Source organism: Nannocystis bainbridge (assembly GCF_028368995.1).
Taxonomy (GTDB): Bacteria; Myxococcota_A; Polyangia; order Nannocystales; family Nannocystaceae; genus Nannocystis; species Nannocystis bainbridge.
This window is the reverse complement of the sequence record NZ_JAQNDL010000003.1, coordinates 1807583-1826005: the sequence shown is the minus strand read 5'-3', so window position 1 is coordinate 1826005 and position 18423 is coordinate 1807583. Positions and strand designations below refer to the sequence as shown.

Annotated in this window: 15 protein-coding genes; 6 read left to right on the top strand and 9 right to left on the bottom strand. The window is 68.5% G+C overall.

Translation table 11 applies throughout. The features are described from left to right. Positions 1-390: 390 nt before the first annotated feature. From POL25_RS32465 to POL25_RS32455, 3 genes are all read left to right on the top strand, one after another. Positions 391-1191: a hypothetical protein gene (locus POL25_RS32465; protein ID WP_272090172.1), complete on the top strand. Its 801-nt coding sequence runs from the start codon at positions 391-393 to the stop codon at positions 1189-1191. Between the two features lie 49 nt (positions 1192-1240). Continuing rightward, positions 1241-2254, top strand: a complete 1014-nt coding sequence (locus tag POL25_RS32460; RefSeq protein ID WP_272090171.1) for a hypothetical protein — start codon at positions 1241-1243, stop codon at positions 2252-2254. A 667-nt stretch (positions 2255-2921) separates the two neighbouring features. Beyond that, entirely contained in the window at positions 2922-4664 is a 1743-nt protein-coding gene (locus POL25_RS32455; protein ID WP_272090170.1) for a DUF4215 domain-containing protein, read from the top strand. A gap of 16 nt (positions 4665-4680) precedes the next feature. Here POL25_RS32455 and POL25_RS32450 read toward each other — a convergent pair whose 3' ends face one another. Further along, the gene (locus POL25_RS32450) at positions 4681-5043 is read right to left on the bottom strand and encodes a nuclear transport factor 2 family protein (protein ID WP_272090169.1); all 363 of its coding nucleotides are present in this window, start codon (positions 5041-5043) and stop codon (positions 4681-4683) included. Between the two features lie 255 nt (positions 5044-5298). Further along, positions 5299-6051, bottom strand: a complete 753-nt coding sequence (locus POL25_RS32445) for an SDR family oxidoreductase (RefSeq protein WP_272090168.1) — start codon at positions 6049-6051, stop codon at positions 5299-5301. 73 nt (positions 6052-6124) lie between these two features. Between POL25_RS32445 and POL25_RS32440 the strand changes: the two genes are divergently transcribed. Together POL25_RS32440 and POL25_RS32435 are read left to right on the top strand one after the other, a co-directional pair. Then, the gene (locus tag POL25_RS32440; RefSeq protein ID WP_272090167.1) at positions 6125-7033 is read left to right on the top strand and encodes an AraC family transcriptional regulator; all 909 of its coding nucleotides are present in this window, start codon (positions 6125-6127) and stop codon (positions 7031-7033) included. Positions 7034-7345: 312 nt separating this feature from the next. Then, positions 7346-8638, top strand: coding sequence for an Hsp70 family protein (locus POL25_RS32435; RefSeq protein ID WP_272090166.1), 1293 nt, complete (start codon positions 7346-7348; stop codon positions 8636-8638). A 31-nt stretch (positions 8639-8669) separates the two neighbouring features. Here POL25_RS32435 and POL25_RS32430 read toward each other — a convergent pair whose 3' ends face one another. Genes POL25_RS32430 through POL25_RS32420 form a run of 3 tightly spaced genes read right to left on the bottom strand, consistent with a single transcriptional unit; the run spans position 8670 to position 12874 of the window. Next, a complete protein-coding gene (locus POL25_RS32430; protein ID WP_272090165.1) occupies positions 8670-9425 on the bottom strand; it encodes a hypothetical protein in 756 nt (251 codons plus the stop codon). Positions 9426-9428: 3 nt separating this feature from the next. Beyond that, the gene (locus POL25_RS32425; RefSeq protein WP_272090164.1) at positions 9429-10544 is read right to left on the bottom strand and encodes a globin family protein; all 1116 of its coding nucleotides are present in this window, start codon (positions 10542-10544) and stop codon (positions 9429-9431) included. Next, the gene (locus POL25_RS32420; protein WP_272090163.1) at positions 10541-12874 is read right to left on the bottom strand and encodes a sensor histidine kinase; all 2334 of its coding nucleotides are present in this window, start codon (positions 12872-12874) and stop codon (positions 10541-10543) included. Before POL25_RS32420 ends, POL25_RS32425 begins: the two co-directional genes overlap by 4 nt. A 535-nt stretch (positions 12875-13409) precedes the next feature. Here POL25_RS32420 and POL25_RS32415 point away from each other — a divergent pair. Further along, positions 13410-14306, top strand: a complete 897-nt coding sequence (locus POL25_RS32415; RefSeq protein WP_272090162.1) for a leucine-rich repeat domain-containing protein — start codon at positions 13410-13412, stop codon at positions 14304-14306. Between the two features lie 51 nt (positions 14307-14357). On the opposite strand, the gene POL25_RS32410 is transcribed toward POL25_RS32415, so the two are convergent. The 4 genes from POL25_RS32410 to POL25_RS32395 form a co-directional block, all read right to left on the bottom strand. Continuing rightward, positions 14358-14969, bottom strand: a complete 612-nt coding sequence (locus POL25_RS32410; protein WP_272090161.1) for a hypothetical protein — start codon at positions 14967-14969, stop codon at positions 14358-14360. A gap of 214 nt (positions 14970-15183) precedes the next feature. Continuing rightward, positions 15184-15621, bottom strand: coding sequence for a DUF4440 domain-containing protein (locus POL25_RS32405; protein ID WP_272090160.1), 438 nt, complete (start codon positions 15619-15621; stop codon positions 15184-15186). A 211-nt stretch (positions 15622-15832) separates the two neighbouring features. Further along, positions 15833-16663, bottom strand: coding sequence for a PfkB family carbohydrate kinase (locus tag POL25_RS32400; protein WP_272090159.1), 831 nt, complete (start codon positions 16661-16663; stop codon positions 15833-15835). A gap of 83 nt (positions 16664-16746) precedes the next feature. Further along, the gene (locus POL25_RS32395) at positions 16747-17625 is read right to left on the bottom strand and encodes a hypothetical protein (protein ID WP_272090158.1); all 879 of its coding nucleotides are present in this window, start codon (positions 17623-17625) and stop codon (positions 16747-16749) included. Positions 17626-18423 lie beyond the last annotated feature (798 nt).

The window sequence follows — 18423 nt, the reverse complement described above, 5'->3', positions numbered from 1 at the left end:
CTCGCTTCGCGGCCTTGCTCCCCGGTAGTTCCGCGGGCTGGCGAGGTCGACATAAATTGGCTAAATTCTGCGTCGTGGGCGAGCCAGGAGGGAAAATGGCGAGGGAGGAGGGGGCGCGACTGCGGGTGCCGGCAGGGCGAGAGTGACGAACTCGCGCGCGCGTCGACCGGCGCGCGCGCAACTGCTTGGCGGGCCGACCTCGCGGCGGCCCGCGGCCTGCATCACGCGCCAAAGACCCACCGAATGAAGCGCGAGCCGTCGGGACGGCGATGGCCAGGCCGGCTCGAATCCGTCGAGCGAGACAGTGCGCGCGGGCCTCGCGGCGAGCGAGGTACGAGGCCTGCGCCAGTTCCCCCGCGCGAGCCCGTCGCGAATGCTAGGATGGGGCGGATGCGACGGATGCAGCGACTCACGATGAGCTGGTGGTTGATGGCGGCGTGCGGACCGGAGGCGCCGCAGGGCGGCTCGACCGCGACAGACCCCGATCCATCGAGCACCAGCGCTTCGTCGACGGACACGCCGAGCCCTTCGACGAGCACCACCGAGGCGCCGACCACCGGCACGCCGACCACCGAGATCTCGACGACGACCGACAGCACGGGCGCAGAGTCGTCGACCACCGGCACGACGTCGGTGACCTCGACGACGGGCGACAGCTCGAGCGGGGAATCGACGGCCACCGAAGGCGGCACGACCGGGGAGGCGGCGCCGTGCTGCGTCGCTCCGGAGGAGCCGACGTCGAGCGTGCAGGCCCAGACGCCAGTCGGCACGAGAGCCCTGCCGTGGGCCGTCTACAGCATCTCGGGCGGCGAATGCGGCGGCCAGCGGTTCCTTTACTTGTATCCCGAGGCATCCGGCGTGGAGGCGCCAATCTTCGAGATCCAGGGCGTCGACCACCTGGAGATCGCAGTCAGCAACTACATGGGCATGTGGCCCTCCGACTTCCTCGGCACCGGCCCTGCAGAGGTGTGGGCGCACTTCGGCGGCCAGTCCGCGAACATCACGGGCGAGATCACGATCTCCGAGTATGACAGCGGCTCCGAGGACACGCTGTGGTGCGACCCGGAGGTGACGCCGATCGTGCCCGACGCCCACGTCTCGTTCACGATCGCGTTGAAGGCCGACGGCTGGGACATCGCCGGCGAGGTCGTGGCCAACTACTGCCCGGAGCTGAACAAGCTCTGCCCGTGAGGTGCGCCGGTTCGCGGGGCCGGCGTAAGCGCGCTAATAAGTGCAGGGAGTGATCGGGAAGCCCACCTCGCTGGCGACGCGAGCGCTGCTGACGGCTCTGGCGGCGAGCGGCTGCGCCACCCTCGTCAGCCGCTCGCTGCCCGCTCGGCCGCCGCGCTCGGCGTTCGTGGTCGACCCGTTCGCGAACGCCGATTGTCGCCGGACGACGGCGGGACGGCGGGGCGTCGGCTACATGCGCCTCGACGAGGCCGTCGACGATCCGGCGCTGCTCGCCGAGCTGGCGGGCGTGCCCGCGGACGTGCGCCGGGTCGCGCGGGCCGCCGGGCTGGAGCGGAGCTTGATCGAGCTGCTGCGGGCCCAGGCGACGCCGGCCGAGCGACCGCTCGAGCTGCTCGCGGCGCGGCTGTATGTGGTGACGCGGATCGCGGCGCTGGAGATCGAGCTCGACTCGTTGCTGTTCGAGGCCGACTGCTACGACGAGCAGGTCGAGACGGTGCTGCTCGAGCTCGAGCGCCGCACCCGCAAGCAGCAGATGTCGCTGACGATCGCGTCCACCGCCGTCAGCGCCATCGCGGCCCTGGGCGCGGGCCTGTGGGAGCTGCGCCGGACCGACTCCGACGGCCCCGCAGTCCTCGGAATCACCGGCGGAGCCGCCGCGGCCGCCCTGGGATTCGCGGCGCTGGCACCCAAGCGCGATCGGATCGTCTTCGCTCACGAGCGCAACCTGTTCCCGCCGATCGTCACGGGCGAAGATCCGGAGCGGCTCTACCCGCCGTTCGTGTTCGGCCTCCTCACGACGCCGAAGACCGCGGAGGAGTCGACGCCGCGCGAGCAGCTGCTGGCGGACTGGCAGCACATCATCCGCGACACCTTCGCGCCGCCCGACCGGGCGCTCGCCGAGGCCGTGCTCTACAGCACCGGCGGGACCTACGACGGCGCTCTGGTCGAGGTCCGCGAGCGCATGTACGACGCGCTCAAGACCCAGCTCAACGCCATCAACCGCGATTTCGAGGTGCTCTACCGCTTCACGACCCACCTGCTCGGCGACGCGAAGCCGCCGTGACGTCGGGCCATTCCATGGCGCTCCGGAGGCCTCGAGCACGTTTCTGACCGGCCGGGCCAGTGGGAGGTTTCGAAGCCGTAAACGAGCGCCTGGTCAAGAAGGGCGCTCGGGCGCTTCGAGGTCGCGCTCCACCGTGCTGTCAGTGTCGATACCGCGACCAGGAATCTGCAGACTCCAAGTTGGTGCGGTCGGGGTTGAATGACCACAGTCCGTGTCTGCTCTCAGGGAGGCTGCGGGAGGCGCTGCTCGACGACACGCTCGAACGACTGCCGCCGTGGCCGGGGCATTCCCGTGAGTGGCGGCGGTTTGCGAGCATCGGTGGTCGTGAGGAAGGGCCGTCGTGTGGCCCGGGTGAATGACGACAAGGGTCGAGCGCGGCGAGGTCGTGAATGATCGTAGCGGGCAGTGGCGGTGGTTCTTCAGCGCTGCGGCGCCTGGCCAGCCGACGACAACCGGACGCGCTTTGCGACTATTCCCGGCGCCGGTGCGGACGGTCTGCGGTCGGACTCGCTCGGGTGCTCGCGCGATAGCAGGGGCGCCGCGCACGTGCACGGGCGGCGCTCCGTGAGGTTCGGGTGCCGGTTTTTGCTTTGAATCCCAAGGCGTGCGGCGGTCCTCGCGGCTATACCCCGTCGACTCGGGCTCGCTCGAGCGGAAGGGTGACATCATGATGAAAACGAATGTGCTTGCTTGTGGGGTTTCTTGGCTGATCGCGGGCGCGCTTCTGGCTGGCTGTGATTCGACGATCGACATCACGGTCAACGTCAACGGGGTCGCGGACGGCTGCGGCGACGGGGTGCTCGGGCCGGGCGAGCAATGCGACGACGGCGAGGCCAACGGGCCCGACGCGGCGTGTCGTAGCAACTGTGCGGTCAACACCTGCGGCGACGGCGACGTCGGGCCCGACGAGGCGTGCGACGACGGGCCCGACAACGCAGCGGGCGCGGCGTGCAAGGTCGACTGTACGCTGCAGGTGTGCGGCGACGGCGACCTCGCGGCGGACGAGGCGTGCGACGACGGCGACGACAACGGCGAGGCCGCGGCGTGCACGCCGGAGTGCACGCTGCAGGTGTGCGGCGACGGCTTCGTGGGGGCGATGGAGGGCTGCGATGACGGCAACGAGGTCGACGCCGACGCGTGCAGCAACACCTGCGTGCCGGCCTCGTGCGGCGACGGGCAGGTGCAGGTCGGCGAGGCGTGCGACGACGGCAATGCAATCGACACCGACGCTTGCACTTCGAGCTGTACGGCGGCCGCCTGCGGCGACGGGTTCGTGCAGGCCGGCGAGGCGTGCGACGACGGGGCGGGCAACAGCGACAACGGCGATTGCACGCTGGCGTGCGAGGTAGCGACCTGCGGCGACGGGCTCGTGCACGACCAGGGCGATTTCGGGTGGGAGGTCTGCGACGACGGGCCGTTCAACGGCGATTTCCAGGCGTGCCTCGAGCACTGCATGCCGAACGTGTGCGGCGACGGCTATCAGGCGTATTACGAGGAGTGCGACGATTACGACGCGACCGGCGGCGACGGCTGCAGCGCCACCTGCACGGTCGAGTGGTGCGGCAACGAGGTCGTCGACGTCGGCGAGGAGTGCGACGACGGGATCTCCGGCGACGCCGACGACGGCTGCAACCAGGCGTGCATGTTGCCGACCTGCGGCGACGGCTTCGTCCAGCCGAGCCTCGGCGAGGAGTGCGATTTCGGCTGGGGCAACAACGACGACAACGGCTATTGCACGCTGGCCTGCAAGGAGGCGGTGTGCGGCGACGGCCTGGTCCAATTCGGCGCCGAGCAGTGTGACCTCGGGCCCGACAACGGGCCGGGTCAGCCGTGCGATGTCGATTGCACGGGGGCGGTGTGCGGCGACGGGCAGGTCGCGCCCGGCGAGGACTGCGACGACGGCGACACCGAGCAGAACGGCCTGTGCGAGGCCGACTGCAGCTGGCCGCACCGGGTGTTCGTGACCAGCACGACCTACAACGGCAACCTCGGCGGCCTCGCCGGTGCGCAGGCGAAGTGCCAGGCGCGCGCCGACGCGGCCGGCCTCGGCGGGACCTGGGACGCGTGGATCGGCACGGCGTCGAGCACTCCGCCCGGGCGCTTCCCGCTGGTGCTCGAGCGCTTCGTCCGCCTCGACGGGGTCGAGATCGCGGCGTCGACGTTCGCGCTCTACGGCGGCAACCTGACGGCGGCGATCAAGGTCACCGAGTATGGCCAACTGCTCGGGTCGGGCTACGCCTGGACCGGCCTCACCGAGGCCGGCAACGTCCACGCTTCGACGTGTCAGAACTGGACCAGCACCTCGGGCTACGGCCGCGCCGGCCGCGTGGACTACACGAACGGCGGCTGGACGAACCAGTCGAACGTCGATTGTTCGAGCGCGGTGCGGCTGTATTGCTTCGAACCGTGAGCGGACAGTCCGCCGCTCACGGGGCGAACAGCTTCGAGGCGTCGACGTAGGCGAGGTACTCGGCCAGCTTGCCGTCCTCGAAGCGCGATACGGTCGCCCACGGGACGGTCAGCTCGCTGCCGTCCTTGCGCACGTAGGTGACGAAGCCGTTGCAGAAGGCGCGGTCGTCGAGGCTCCAGCAATTCTCGAACTGATGGCGGATGCCGCCGATGCCGGCGAAGAAGCCGGCGATGAAGTCCTGGATGGCGGCGCGCCCGGTCACGACGGGATGGTTGGCGAACTGAAAGCTGCCGCGCTCGGTGAAGCAGGCGGCGAAGCCCTCGGCGTCGCGCACATCGACGCGGGCGAACATCTGATCGACGAAGGTCCTGTGGTCCATGATGAAAACTCGCTCCCTTGTCAGTGTCGCGACGGGCGCCGACGATCGCACCGTAGGCGCCCGAATGTCGCACCGTCAAGGCAGCGCGTCCGCGCTGCGCGAGGCGGCCCGTGGAGCACTGGAGTTCATGCGAGGTGGGGCGACGAGGCGGTCGTGATCGCGTCGTCGCCGGGGGACGACGTCGACCTCGGTTCGCGGCCGCTCTTCGGTTTCATGGTCACGCGGAGCTGCCGCTGAGGCGCGCGGGCGCCCGGCTCAGACCGGGTGCCCGGCGGCGCGCGCCAGGGCCACGGCGTCGGGGCCGGCGGGGAAGCGCAGCTGCCCGGAGGTGTCGGTCGCGGCCCGGTAGACGCCCTCGGCCACGTCGGCCTCGGTGGTCACAGCGGCCGGCTGCATGAAGGCCGCGAACACGCGCTGGGCGAACGGCGCGTAGGCCTCGGGGATCAGCCGGTCCGGGGGCGTCCCGTTGCTGGCGAAGCGCGTGGTCGGGGCGTAGCCCGGCTCGACCAGCTTGACGCGCACGTCGAACGGCGCGAGCTCGTGCGCCAGCGAGGCCGTGAAGCCCTCGATGGCCATCTTGCTGGCGGTGTACACGGCCACGAGCGGCATCGGCGTGAGGGTCACGCTCGAGGTGACGTTGACGATCACGCCCGACCGTCGCTCGCGCAGCTGCGGCAGCACGGCCTGGGTCATCGCCATCACGCCGAAGGTGTTGGTCTCGAACACCTCGCGGGCCAGGGCCATCGGCGTGCCCTCGAAGGCGCCGAGGGCCCCGATGCCGGCGTTGTTGACGAGCACGTCGAGAGGCCCGCACGCGGCGAGCGCGGCGGCGATGCTGCCTTCTTTGGTGACGTCGAGCGCGAGCACGCGGATCCGCTCCGAGCGGGGCAGCAGGTCCTCGCGCGGGGTCCGCATGGTGGCGATGACGTTCCAGCCCTGAGCGTGGAAGTGACGCGCGGTCTCGAGGCCGTAGCCGGAGGAGCAACCAGTGATGAGCACGGTCTTCATGCTTTTGGTATAGCGGCCGCCGGCCGGACTCTCTATCATGAGAAGTCCGCGTTTCATTGGCGATCGTCCAGACATGCACGACCCACTCTCGGAAATCATCGCGCTGCTGCAGCCGCGCGCCGTGTTCTCGAAGCCCATCAGCGGCGCCGGTCGCTGGGGCGTGCGCTACTCCGCCTTCGGCCAGCCGAGCTTCTGCACGGTGCTCGAGGGTCGCTGTCGCCTGGCGGTCGACGGCCACCGGCCGCTGACGCTGGAGGCGGGCGATTTCCTGCTGCTGCCGGCGACGCCGGGCTTTACGATGTCGGGCTTCGAGCCGGTGAAGCCGGAGCGCATCGACCCCAAGCTGGCGCTCGCGCCCACGGCCGAGGTCCGCCACGGCACGCGCGGCGGACGGCCCGATGTGCGCCTGCTCGGTGGTTATTTCGTGTTCGACGCGCCGGACGCGAAGCTGCTGGTGTCGCTGCTGCCGGCGGTGATGCACGTGCGCGGGGTGGAGCGGCTGTCGCTGCTGGTGCGGCTGGTCGGCGAGGAGGCGGGCGCCCGCAAGTCGGGCCGCGAGCTGGTGCTGGCGCGGCTGGTGGAGCTGCTGCTGATCGAGGCCCTGCGCGCGACGCCGGGCGACGACACGCCGCCGGGGCTCCTGCGCGGGCTGGCCGACGCCCGCCTGGCGCCGGCCATCCGGCAGATGCACGGGCAGTTCGCGCGCAACTGGACGGTGGCCCAGCTGGCGAAGACAGCGGCGCTGTCGCGCTCGGCGTTCTTCGAGCGGTTCACCCGCGCCGTGGGCCTGCCGCCGATGGAGTACCTGCAAGCCTGGCGCATGGCGGTGGCGCAGGACCTGCTGCGCCGGCACAAGCTGGGCCTGGCCGAGGTCGCGGAGCGTGTCGGCTACGGCTCGGCGAGCACGTTCAGCACGGCCTTCAGCCGCCACGTGGGCCAGCCCCCCGGACGCTACGCGCGCGCGAGCCAGGCGCAGGCCTGAGGGCCCGTGCGCGGGGCTCGATGCGCTTCACCTCGCCACGCGGGGGACGCTACGCGCGCGCGAGCCAGGCGCAGGCCTGAGGGCTGATGCGCGACGGCTCGACCAGCGCCACCTCGCCACGCCGGGGACGCGGCCGGCGCCTGGCGTCGAGCCGCATGCGACGCGCCGTGAGGCCCGTTCGGCGCTGGCACGGTGCGAGATCGGTGACGGCGACAGGCCGGGCTGCGGGGTTGTCGCAGAGGCCGCGGGCCTGGCGCTCGCGCCGAAACCGCCGGGGTGCAGGGGCATGTTTTCGGGTACAACGCGCGCCTCATGACGCCAGGCAAGCGCCCCAGAGTCGGGATCGATTTCGGCACCTCGAGTTCGGCGCTCGCGCTGGTCGACGCGGCCGGGCAGGTACGCTTCGCCCAGCTGCCGACGCTCGGCACGCCGGGGCCGAGCTGGCGCACGCTGCTGTTCTTCGACCCGGAGGAGCAGCCGCGCGGGCAGGCGATCCAGTACTCGGCGGGGGGCGAGGCGATCGCGGCGTACCTCGAGCGGATGGGCGAGGGCCGGCTGATGCAGTCGTTCAAGACCCACCTGACGACCGAGTCGCTGGGGCGCACGCAGGTGGCCCAGCACACGATCGGGCTCGACGACATGATCGCGCTGTACCTGCAGCGGCTGCGCGAGCGCGCGGAGCAGCACCTGGGCGTGGCGATCGAGGCGGCGACGATCGGCAGGCCGGTGCGCTTCGCGGGCGGGACGACGCCGGCCGACGACGCGCTGGCGGCCGAGCGCCTGCTGGCAGCGGCGCGGGTGGCAGGCTTCCACGACGCGCAGCTCGAGCTCGAGCCGGTCGCGGCGGCGCATCACTACGAGCGCACGCTGAAGCGGCCCGAGCTGGCGCTGGTGGCCGACTTCGGCGCGGGCACGACGGACTTCTGCCTGATGCGCATGGGTCCGACCGGGCAGGGGGACGCGCGCGCGCGCGAGATCGTCGGCACCGGCGGCGTGGGTGCGGCCGGCGACGACCTCGACGCGGCGCTCATCGAGCACCTGGTGTGCCCGGCGCTCGGCAAGGGCAGCACGTACGTCGAGATGGGGGTGGAGCGACCGATCCCCGGGGCCTATTATTACAAGCTGGCGCGCTGGCATCATTTGCCGTTCCTGGCCGGGGCGCGAGTGCGGGCCGAGCTCGAGCGGCTGCGCCGCGGGGCGCGTCACCCGGACCGCATCGAGAAGTTGATGCACATCATCGAGACGAACGGGGCGTTCCACCTGCACAAGGCGGTCGAGCGGACCAAGGTCGAGCTGTCGCACAAGTCGCAGGCGAAGTTCGACTTCAGCGACGGGGAGATCGAGATCCACGCGGCGGTGACCCGCCGCGACTTCGAGCGCTGGATCGAGCCGGTGACGACTTCGATCGCCAGCTGCCTCGACGAGACGCTGGCGAGCGCGGGGGTGACGGCGGGGGATGTCGACTGCGTGTTCATGACCGGCGGCACGGCGTTCGTGCCAGTGGTGCGCGCGCTGTTCGAGGCCCGCTTCGGGGCGGCGAAGCTGCGCAGCGGGGATGAGCTGATGTCGATCGCGTCAGGGCTGGCGCTGTGCGCGGCGGGGTGAAGGCTTGACGCTTACGACGAGGCCGTCAGAACTATAGTTTACAGACGAGCAAGTCGCGGGGAGGCTTGGCCTTCTTGAGCGCTATCCAGGGGCTCCCGGCCGCTCGCTCGACGCAGCCGGATTGCCACTTGAAGAACCTGAGCAGTCGCTCCCCATGCAGATTTCGCCAGCGCCTGATGTCTGGACTCTCACTCGTCGCATGGAGAGCCCAACGGTCCTGGAAGAGTTCACCCAGGGCGAGGTCGATTGCCAGGAACGGGCTCATCAGAGGCGCGGGGAGTCTGGGAATATCGAGGGCTTTTGGAAAAGGTGGCTTCTCGAAACCGTTCATCTGGAAATGAAAATGCGTGCCCGGCGAACTGTGATCGCCGACGTCGACGGTCCAGTGCGCGATGCAGCGCTCGCCGTCCGAGGTTTGTTCCATGATGTCGATCACCGTCGACGCGAGCCCTTCTAGCGAGAAGGTGTGCGACCGCGGGCCTTTTTTCGGCTTTTCGGCGCGGATCTCCCAGACGAAGCTGAATTTTCCGCGTAGAAGAAATTTACTCTTCTTGTCGGGTTGGGATTCGCCTTCACTGGGCACAGTGCAAAGCGGACGATTCGCCGGGATCTGCCATTTTGAGGATTGGTTCCAAACACCGCTGGCCTGGATACTCTCAAGGTTGTATCGGGCGAGATCGAGCGTTTCGAGCGTCGTCTTGTCGAGGAATGGTTTTGCAAACGCCTTCAGCACCATGCATTCATCGATGAGGTCTTTGAAAGAAAAAACGAGGCCCCGAGGTTCCACGACTTATTCCTCCACGTCTCCACCCGAGACCCCGATGGCCTTCAACTGAGGGTAGTCCTCGAGATCGGAGGCCAAAGCCCATGCAGAGTCGGCGAAGGGAGGCCAGTCGTCGGGGACGATCTCGACCACCTCGTCTGCAGCGGCGAGGATTTCCCGGGAACGAAATTGGTCGTCGAGTACGGGATACACGTGGAGCGCCTCGGTGGGGACGAGGTTCGGGTAGCGGGCCGCCAGCTTTATCCGCAAGAATGACAGATCGCCGGGACTCTCTTTTGTCAGCTGGAACAGCAGCAATTCGATCCCGCTACGCCACCAGCGGCGCCCCAGGAATGTCTTCAGTTGTCCTTGGTACTCCGCGGTGCGAAGGAAGTCGTACAGACTTCCACCTGGGTCGAGCTCGGTCCGTAGCGATTCGACCGTGATCCGCAGCCTGGCGGCGAGGTGGATGTCGTCGATCAAGAAGCATGGATAGGGCAGGATGCGGTGAAGCATCCAGCGCAGCACGCCGACGCCGTTCGTATGTTCCGCGAACTCGTGGATCGGGGGGCGGCAGCGCACCACGTCGCCCCAAGCGGAGTGAGACCATGGGGCCGATTCATTCAAACCTAGCCACTGTCGTAGGGCGTCGCTCGCGGCGGGAGCGCTGTCCTGGGGCCAGATGACTGGCAGGGCCTGCACTGCAGCGGCCAACTGAACGACCTGGGCGGCACGTCTCGGTCCAGGCGTGCTCTTGTCAAAGATCCATTCAAGATTGTGGGCACGTGCCACGATATGCGGCTGGGGTGGTAGGCTCCGCGCGACGATGTGAAAGGCTCCTGTATGGAGTGCAAATGCGCATGGTGAGGTGACCTTAGATTCGTGTAGGTGCTCTTGCAGAATCGTGAGTAGCGAGAGGCCGTTAACGGGTTTCAAGCTGAGCTGCTCCAGATTATCGCGGTTCGGCCAATGTTCGAGCTTGAAGTCCACCAGCACTACTGAGGCCCGCTCCAAATGGTCTCGGGTGACATCGTCGGGGTGAGCAATCGTGAGGGACGCCCGTCCGTCAGCCATGACTTCGTTACGCCAGCCGCCGAACGCGTCTGGATCGTCGTCAACGTAAAGGATCGCCGTGGTGTTCATGAGTCTGCTCCTGGGAACGCGATCTCGAGCGCAGTCGAGAAACCGCGATGGGGCTGTACGAAGGAGATCTGGCCGCCGACCTCGGCGAGCAGATCGCGGGTGATCCCGAGGCCGAGGCCCATTCCTTGCCCGAGTACCGGGTCGATGTCGACGGTCGTCGATTCGAACGGACGGAACCATCGTTCGCCCTCGTTTGGATCGACGGCCGCGCCGGTATTCTCCAGCCGGATCCGCAGGACTCCATCGCTCGTCGTCGTTGAGCTTGCAGCGATGACTCCATCCTTACCCGCGGCCTTGACAGCGTTCGTCAAGAGGTTGGTAAAAACCGCCATCAATTCTGCGCGGAACATCGGAGGCGTCCGGACGTCGTCCTTGATCGCATTGCGAAGCGAGATTCCTCGTTGCTCGGCCGCGGTAGCGACGAGTTTCCATGTCGCGTTCAGAACCTCGGAGATCTTGAGACGGGAGCGCCGTCTCCTCGCGTCGGGCGTGACGATGTCGACGAGGTAGGCCGCCTGCCGCTCAATGGCACGGCGGAGCTCGGTCGCGGCACCGCCGATCTTCGAGGTTTGACTTCTAACCCGCGGTGGAAGCTCGAGCGCCTGTAACCGAGCTATCACCGCCTCGAGATCCGATGCGAGCGCGAGGAGGTGGTTGACCTCGTGGGTGAACGCTGCGAGTTGCGTCCCAACCGACGCGAGCACCAATACCAGGGAGCCCGCAGGTATCACTTCGCGCGAGAGGGCAGTCGCCTGGCTGAGATCGGTCGCGGCGCTGAGGAGCTTGACCCGGAGCGGTTCGGGGGCGCTCTTGGCGAGCTTCTCTAGCTCCGAACTCAGCTCCGATAGGCGGCGCAGCGAGCCCTCCGCCTTGCGCCGCAGGGGTTCTTCGCGCGGTAAGGTGTTTCGTAGCTGCGGTGACGGGTCGGGGGAGGCTCCTTCTCGCCTCTCGGGGGCAGGACCGTCCTCGTGAGGGACCGCGCGCTGAGCGACGCGGGCGGCTGCGCGTACGCGCGTCGAGAGATCAATGCCTTGCCGGACCAACTTGACCAGTGTCTCGAACGCTGCGTCGGGGACAAAGCCCTCGCGGTTGATCAGCATTTCCAATGATCCGGCGCGGTTTTCGGTGAGAAAGACCCCGCCGATATAATGTTTACTAGGAAGAATAAGCAGGCCCTCGTTGTCGATCTCTGAGAGCTTGTCGGAGGCGATGGAATCGGAGAGGAAACGGAGCTTCCTGTCGCGGCTGGTCGTATCTCGCGTTAGGGCGAGCCAGTCATCGGCTTCTTCTCCGTAGGGCAGGACCCGAAAGCCTTCCATGTAGACTCGCACGCCAGCGACGCGCGATGCCCAGGAGCGCTCATTGCGGTCTCGCGTGTTAGCGCCCTCGCGGATGAAAATGCGGGCTTGGAAGAAGGGACCTCGCTCGGACGCCGGATGAGGCTCGGAGACTTCGATAGGACGAGCGGCCGGAAACTCCGTCAAGGTCTTCTTCGTGGGCGCAACGGCGTAGCGGACCCGCTCGGGGGAGGCGTCGATTTCGAGCAGCCACCCCGCCGCGGCAAGCACTGCAGGCCAGTAGCCCTCGCCTGTCTCGAAGTCGCCCTCAAGGGTCAGCGTGAATCCGGGGTCTGTCTTCTTGGCGTCGACGAAGAACGGTCGATCGAAGAGGCCGCCTTTCGGTACAATGTTGCGAGGTATCGAGCCGGTTATCAAGGGAGGAGCGCGCAGCGCTTCAACCTCGAGGAGGAAGCGGGCGCGCTGGGCAGGCGTCCACTTCCGGCGCAGCCGCGTCAGGGTGAGGATCGTGCCGTGGGCGCTGCCTTTCTTGACGCGCTTCTCGGTCAGAGAGACCGCGCCCTCAGGGATCTGGTCGAGTGTCTCGGCTTGTTCGACCTTGTCCCAATCGATTAATCCATCGACGCCAACGGTCGATTCGGCCTCTGTCCAAGGCGTCGATTGAATCTCGATCTTGCGCGCGAGCTTGTGGGCCGCGAGGCGACCAACGCCTTTCGCACCGGTGAATCTGCGGCCCCAACGCGGGGATTTTCTGTCGCCCTCGTTTTTGATCCGGGCGGCGACGCGAAGGAACCCGCGTTGAAACGTCTCTGGGGTCATGCCGACACCGTTGTCGGTGATGCGGATGGTCCCCCGGTTGATATCACCGATGTTTTCGCCATAGACGGTTACTTCGGTCGCATCAGCATCGTAGGCATTTTTCACCAATTCGATGAGAGCGGTCGATTCACGGCCGACAAGTAGCTCTCCCAGTTCGCGGAAGAGGTGAGTATCGACGGAGAAGCGTGCCCCGAAGCGGACCTGGGTAGTCATAGAGATCCGAATTTAAGTCTAGGTTCTTTACCGAGGTTCGGGGCAGGGTTCCGGACGATTTTCCGGGACCCTCCTTCGAGGGGGGCTTGCAGGTAGTCGAGGCCTCGTGGGTACATGGGGTGATGCAAGCGGCTTTACCACCAAGCGTACAGGGCGTAGATACGCCAAGTCAAAATCTTGGGCGAGGGTGGAAGGGGCCTGCGCGGTGGGCGCGGCCTGCGCGTGCGCCGGCACTCTCTAGCCTCGAGCAGGAGCGCTCTCATGAATAAACAGAGCTGTCGCGTCTGGACGCTCGTCTGCGTCTCGTTCGTCGTGTCGGGCTGTCCGGAGCCCGGCGAGACCGTCACGACCGCCGAGCCGCCCGAGACGACCGATGGGTCGAGCGATCCGTCGAGCTCGACGGCAGCGACGACGGGACCGGACGACACCACCAGCGGCGCCACGACAACGCCGACGGAGGCGACGACCGTGGCGGCGTCGACGTCGAGCGGGACCACCGAAGCGGGGGTCGATTGCGACGAGGTCGAGTTCGCCCGTGCTCGAGGCCGCCGTACGGGCGGTGCTGCAGCAGCCGGAGGGCCCGCTGCTCGGCGTCGACATCGCCGCGCTCACCCAGATCTACGCGGCGGACGTGGGGATCGTGAGCCTCTCCGGGATCGAGTGCGCCACCGGCCTCGTGTCCTTGACACTCTCCTTCAACGAGATCGCCGACATCGGCCCGCTCGCCGGCCTCACCCAGCTCGAGGTCCTCAACCTTCGCAGTAACCCGGTCGCCGACTTCGCCCCGCTGGCCGGGCTCACGGCGTTGCGCGAGTTGGTCCTCGATGGCGCGGTGGCCGCCGATGTCAGCCCGCTGGCCGCGGCCAAGCAGCTCGAGCTGCTCGACATCGCCTGGGCCCCGATCGATTCGCTGGCGCCGCTGGCCGGTCTGTCGGCGCTGCGCGAGCTGTCGGCTCCGGGCGGCGCGTACCTCGACATCGAGGCGCTCGCGGCCCTCGGGTCGCTGGTCACGCTGGACATCTCCAACACGGCGGTCACCGACCTCGGCCCGCTCGCCGATCTCGCGTCGCTCGAGTCGCTGACGATGAACGGCATCGACGTCGCCGACCTCGGGCCGCTCACGGGCCTGCCGATCCGCCGTCTGTATGCCAACGGCGCGCTGGTCGAGGACCTGTCGCCGGTGGCGACGTTCCCCACGCCGCTCGCGCTCGAGCTCATGGACAACGGGATCGTCGAGGCCGACGCGCTGCTGACCGCCGACTGGTCGGTGCCTGGACCGGATCAGGACTGCCTCGACGTGATACTGACGGACAACCCGCTGTCGGCCGTGGCGCGGGGCGAGGTGCTACCCGCTTTCTGCGCGGCGTCCGGGGCCTACGTCGCGGCCGACGGCCTGCTGGCGTGCACGGGGCACAGTTGCATCATGCCGTGAGTCTGTCCCTCGGAGCATGTTCGATCGGACATGCCCCGGGTGGACTCCGATTCAAGCGAGCTTCAACATCGTCTCCACGAAAGGGTGCCACTGGTTGAAGTCGAAGCCTCTGGATGACGGATGGGTCGTGGCACAGGCGAGTATTGTCTGGTCCGGCGTGATGCGGTAGCGCCACATTCGCCATTCACCCAGCGGGCTCAGGTGCGGCTCGGGGCGGCCGTCCATGGCGTAGCTATAGTGCACTCGCCTCCATAACTCGTGGCCGAGGACGAGGAGGAATTGAGGCTCATGCTCCGCGATCAAGGCGGAGAATCGCGGAATCGCGGCCGACCACATCTCCTCGGTCGGCTCCTTCTTCGCTCCCCTGCCCACACTCACGGGGATGTAATTCGTGAACGCGACGGAGTGCCAGAAGTCGCCGCGCTCCTCGGGTGTCGTCGGGCGATGGCCGAGAAAAACTGCGGCCACACGGGTACGGAAACGATGCTTTTTTCCGATGATGTCATGCTCGATGGACTGCCGTGTCCAGTCACTGGCGAGGGACTGGTTGTCGAGCCACTCGTAGTGCGACTCGCCGAGCACCATCACGCGCTTGTTCTTGCGGCCGGGAGACCGGTAGTTCTTCCCGATCCAGGGTTGAAAGTGAGTCGCCGGATCTTTCATGAATCCATGACACCCGAGCGCAGGCGTTGGCGCAAGGGGAGATGGACGCGGCCAGCCCGACAGCGCTTTCCCCGAGCCGGGGAACGCGCTCAGCGTTCAGAAGAAGGAGGCGAAGCTCGCAGCATCATCTCGGGCATGCAGAGCAGGTGCCTGTCCGGCTCCCCGCGCCGCGAGATCTTGATGAGCTCGGTCATGGTGCGAGGACGCTCCCCGCTCACGCGCCCGGCAGGGCGACGGTCTGGTGGGCGAGCAGCTTCCAGCCGGCGAGGCTCTGCTCCCATACGCTCAGGAAGCGCAGGGTCTTCTCGATCTTCGGCACGCCGGGGATCTCCAGGCGGGCATAGTAGACGCCGGTGACCAGGGCGCTGCTGCCTTCACCGAGCGGGCGCACGTCGAACGCTCGCACGTCGTGGTCGCCGGTGGTGCCGGGCGGCAGGGCCGCGAACATGGCGCGGTAGACGGAACGGTCTGGAACCTCGATCCGTGAATCTTGGAACAGCCTTCCTTGTGACGCGCGGACGACGGCGTCGAAATCGATGTCGTGGAATTCGGCGTGGAAGTGGCGATCGACGAAGGAGACGTCGCGCTCGTCGATGGCGTGGAACCACAGGTCGAAGAGTTGGCGCAGCTCGGCGGCAGGATCGAGGCTCATGCGCGGAGGGAGCGCCCGCGGAGCAGGCAGCCGCCGAGCACGTAGATGTCCGATGCGACATGTCCCGGAGGCAAGGTGACGGGGCGAGCGAGCAGGGCCGTGGCGGGCAGCGGCGCGGCAGCGAAGGCTCGCTCGCTCCGCGTCGCAGCATGTGGCGATCGAGCAGGGCCGCGGGGCAGCTTCGCGGTAGCGGGGGCTCGCCCGCTTCGCGTCACAGCGTGCTGCGATCGAGCTGGCCGCCGTGGGGGCCGCGGCCGGTAAGGGCTGCGGCGCCGCAGCGGGCGGCGAGGCGGACGGCGTCGTCCGGGTCGAGGCCGGCGCCGAGGGCGTAGGTGAGGCCGGCGGCGAAGGAGTCGCCGCAGCCGTAGGCGTCGGCGACGGGGCCGGGCAGCGGGGCGGCGGGATAGGGCCTGGGCGCGTGGCCGAGGGCTTCGTAGGTGCCTCCGGCGGCGCCGGCGGTGCGGACGACGAGGCGCGGGGGTGGATGGAGGTCGCCGGGGGCGTAGCGCTCGGCGGGGTCGTGGGCGCTGCCGACGAGGGCGTCGACCTCGATGCCGGCGGCGCGCAGGAGGGCGGAGATCCGCGCGGTCGTGACGAGCTTGCGCGCGCGTCGGGCCAGGCGCAGGGCGTCGGGGTCGCCGGCGGTGACGTAGACGGCGTCGCAGTCGGTGAGCAGGTCCCAGGCCAGCGGATCGGCGGCGTGCGGGGCGAGCCGCTCGCCGATCACGGTGATGGTGCGCTCGCCGGTGTCGTCGACGAAGGTGAGGCCGCGACGCTGACGACCGGGGCGCGTGGCAGCCTCGAGGCGCAGGCCGAGGGCGGAGAGCTCGCGGCGGGCGCGGGCGCCGAGGTCGTCGTCGCCGAGCGCGGTGAAGAAGATGCAATCGTCAGCGAGTCGAGCGAGCTGCGCGGCCGCGACGGCGCCGCCGCCACCGGGGCCCTCCCAGGTGTCGCGCGCGTGGACGATGTCCCCGGCGGCGGGGACCCTGGCGACCCTCACGAACTCGATCCACTCGACGTGCCCGATGACGGCGACTCGCATGCCTTGCGAGCGTGAACCATTCGCGGGGGCCCGTCGAGCGGGGGGGCTCGTGAGTGACTCGCGTGCGTCGAGCTCGGCGCGCGTCAGTCGGCGGCGAAGCAGTAGACGAGGCCGGCGCCGCCCTTGGGGGCCGTGTCGTGGCAGCCGCCGTTCTCGTGGACGGAGTTCCACGAGCGGTACTGTTCGGCGTCGCTGCCCATGGGCCCGAGGCCGTCGGAGTGGCCGACCTGGGCGAACACGGAGGCGTCTTCGGAGGTCCAGTCGGCGCAGGTGAAGCCGACGGCGACGGTACCGTCCTTGTTGGAGCCGGTGAGGATGTCGTGCTCGTTGGGGGTGGGCGAACCTTCCCACTGGCCGTTGATCGGCTCGCCGTTCTCGTTGAGGAACAGGGTGTGATCGCCCTCCTTGGTGTGCAGATCGTCGAGGTCGGCGGCGATCATCACGAGGTCGGCGTTGTACCAGGGGCCCTTGCCGATGCGGTCGCGGGCGTGCACCGGCTGGTCGTCCGGGCCTTTCTCGGTGCTGAGGTAGGCGCGCCAGTTCTTGTCGCCCTCGCCGACGGCGTCGGCCAATTCCTTGCAACGCTTGTCGGCGCCGTCGAGGCCGCCGAGGTTGCCGGTGAGGCTGCCGGTGCTCGAGACGAAGAAGCTCAGCGACGGCTGACCCTCGTTGCCGGTGGTGTCGGTGGTGTCGTCGGTGGTGGCGGTGCCGGTGGTCGGCGAGGTGGTGGCCGTGTCGTCGGTGGTGGCGGTGCCGGTGGTCGGCGAGGTGGACGAATCGGTGGTGCCGGGCGCAGTGGTGCCGGTCTCGGTGGTGCCGGTCTCGGTGGCGCCGGTCTCGGTGGCAGATGTGGTGGTGTCGCCGGGGTCGCTGCCGCAAGCGGACAGCAGCGCGAGCGAGAGGCCGAGACCGAGGATGGCCCGGCCGTGGCGGGGAATGCTGGGAGTGCGCGTGGTCTTCATGACTGGGGGCACGATGACGCGGAGTGCACGGCGAGTCCAGCGCGCGAGGGGCGGGACGAGGCGGGCGAGCTCGGCTGTCGCGGCTCGCGGCCGGCGCGCTGGGGCAGGCAGGAGGGCGATCGGCGAGGTAGAGGCCGCTGGGCGCCGCGGGGATGCGAGGCGAGGAAATCGGCGGGGGCATGGCGGAACATGTCTCTCGGGACATGCTCTCGCGAGGGGCTGCTCGAGGTGCGAGTCGCCCGGCGTTCGGGTCGCCCCTGGGCGGACGGTGGGCGAGGCTCCCGAGCTCGTTTGAAGCTGGCCTGGCGATTGGTAACGGCTCCATCGATTTCGCTGCGACGGGGCTGAATCAATGGGCGGTGGCGGAGTTCCTCGACGGGCGGCAGGCCGGGCCGTCGAGGGGGTGTGGGTGAGAGAGGTGGTCGCGGGGCGGAGTTCCGGTATGTCCTGAAGGACAGATGATCGGTAGGAAGGTCCTGGCGCCGAGACGCAGCGGACGATGAGCCGGATGGCACCGGCGCGGGCCCCGGCGGAACTCGACGGGGCCTCTGCTCGAGTGCTCGCACGCTGCTGCGCCTGCTCCTGGTCGCCGCGCGCCCGGCGGCAGGTGCAGAGGCACATGGAGGGCCATGCTTCAGGCCTCCCTCGTCCTGCTGCGGCGCCAGGAGCCGCCGAGTCTTCACAACACCGTCTCGGGTCATATCGCTGGCAATTGTGACGGAGCGCAGAACAAGTGACGGACCGCGGGACAATGGCGCTGCGACAGCAGCTTGCTCCTTCGCGCGGACCCCTGCCCCC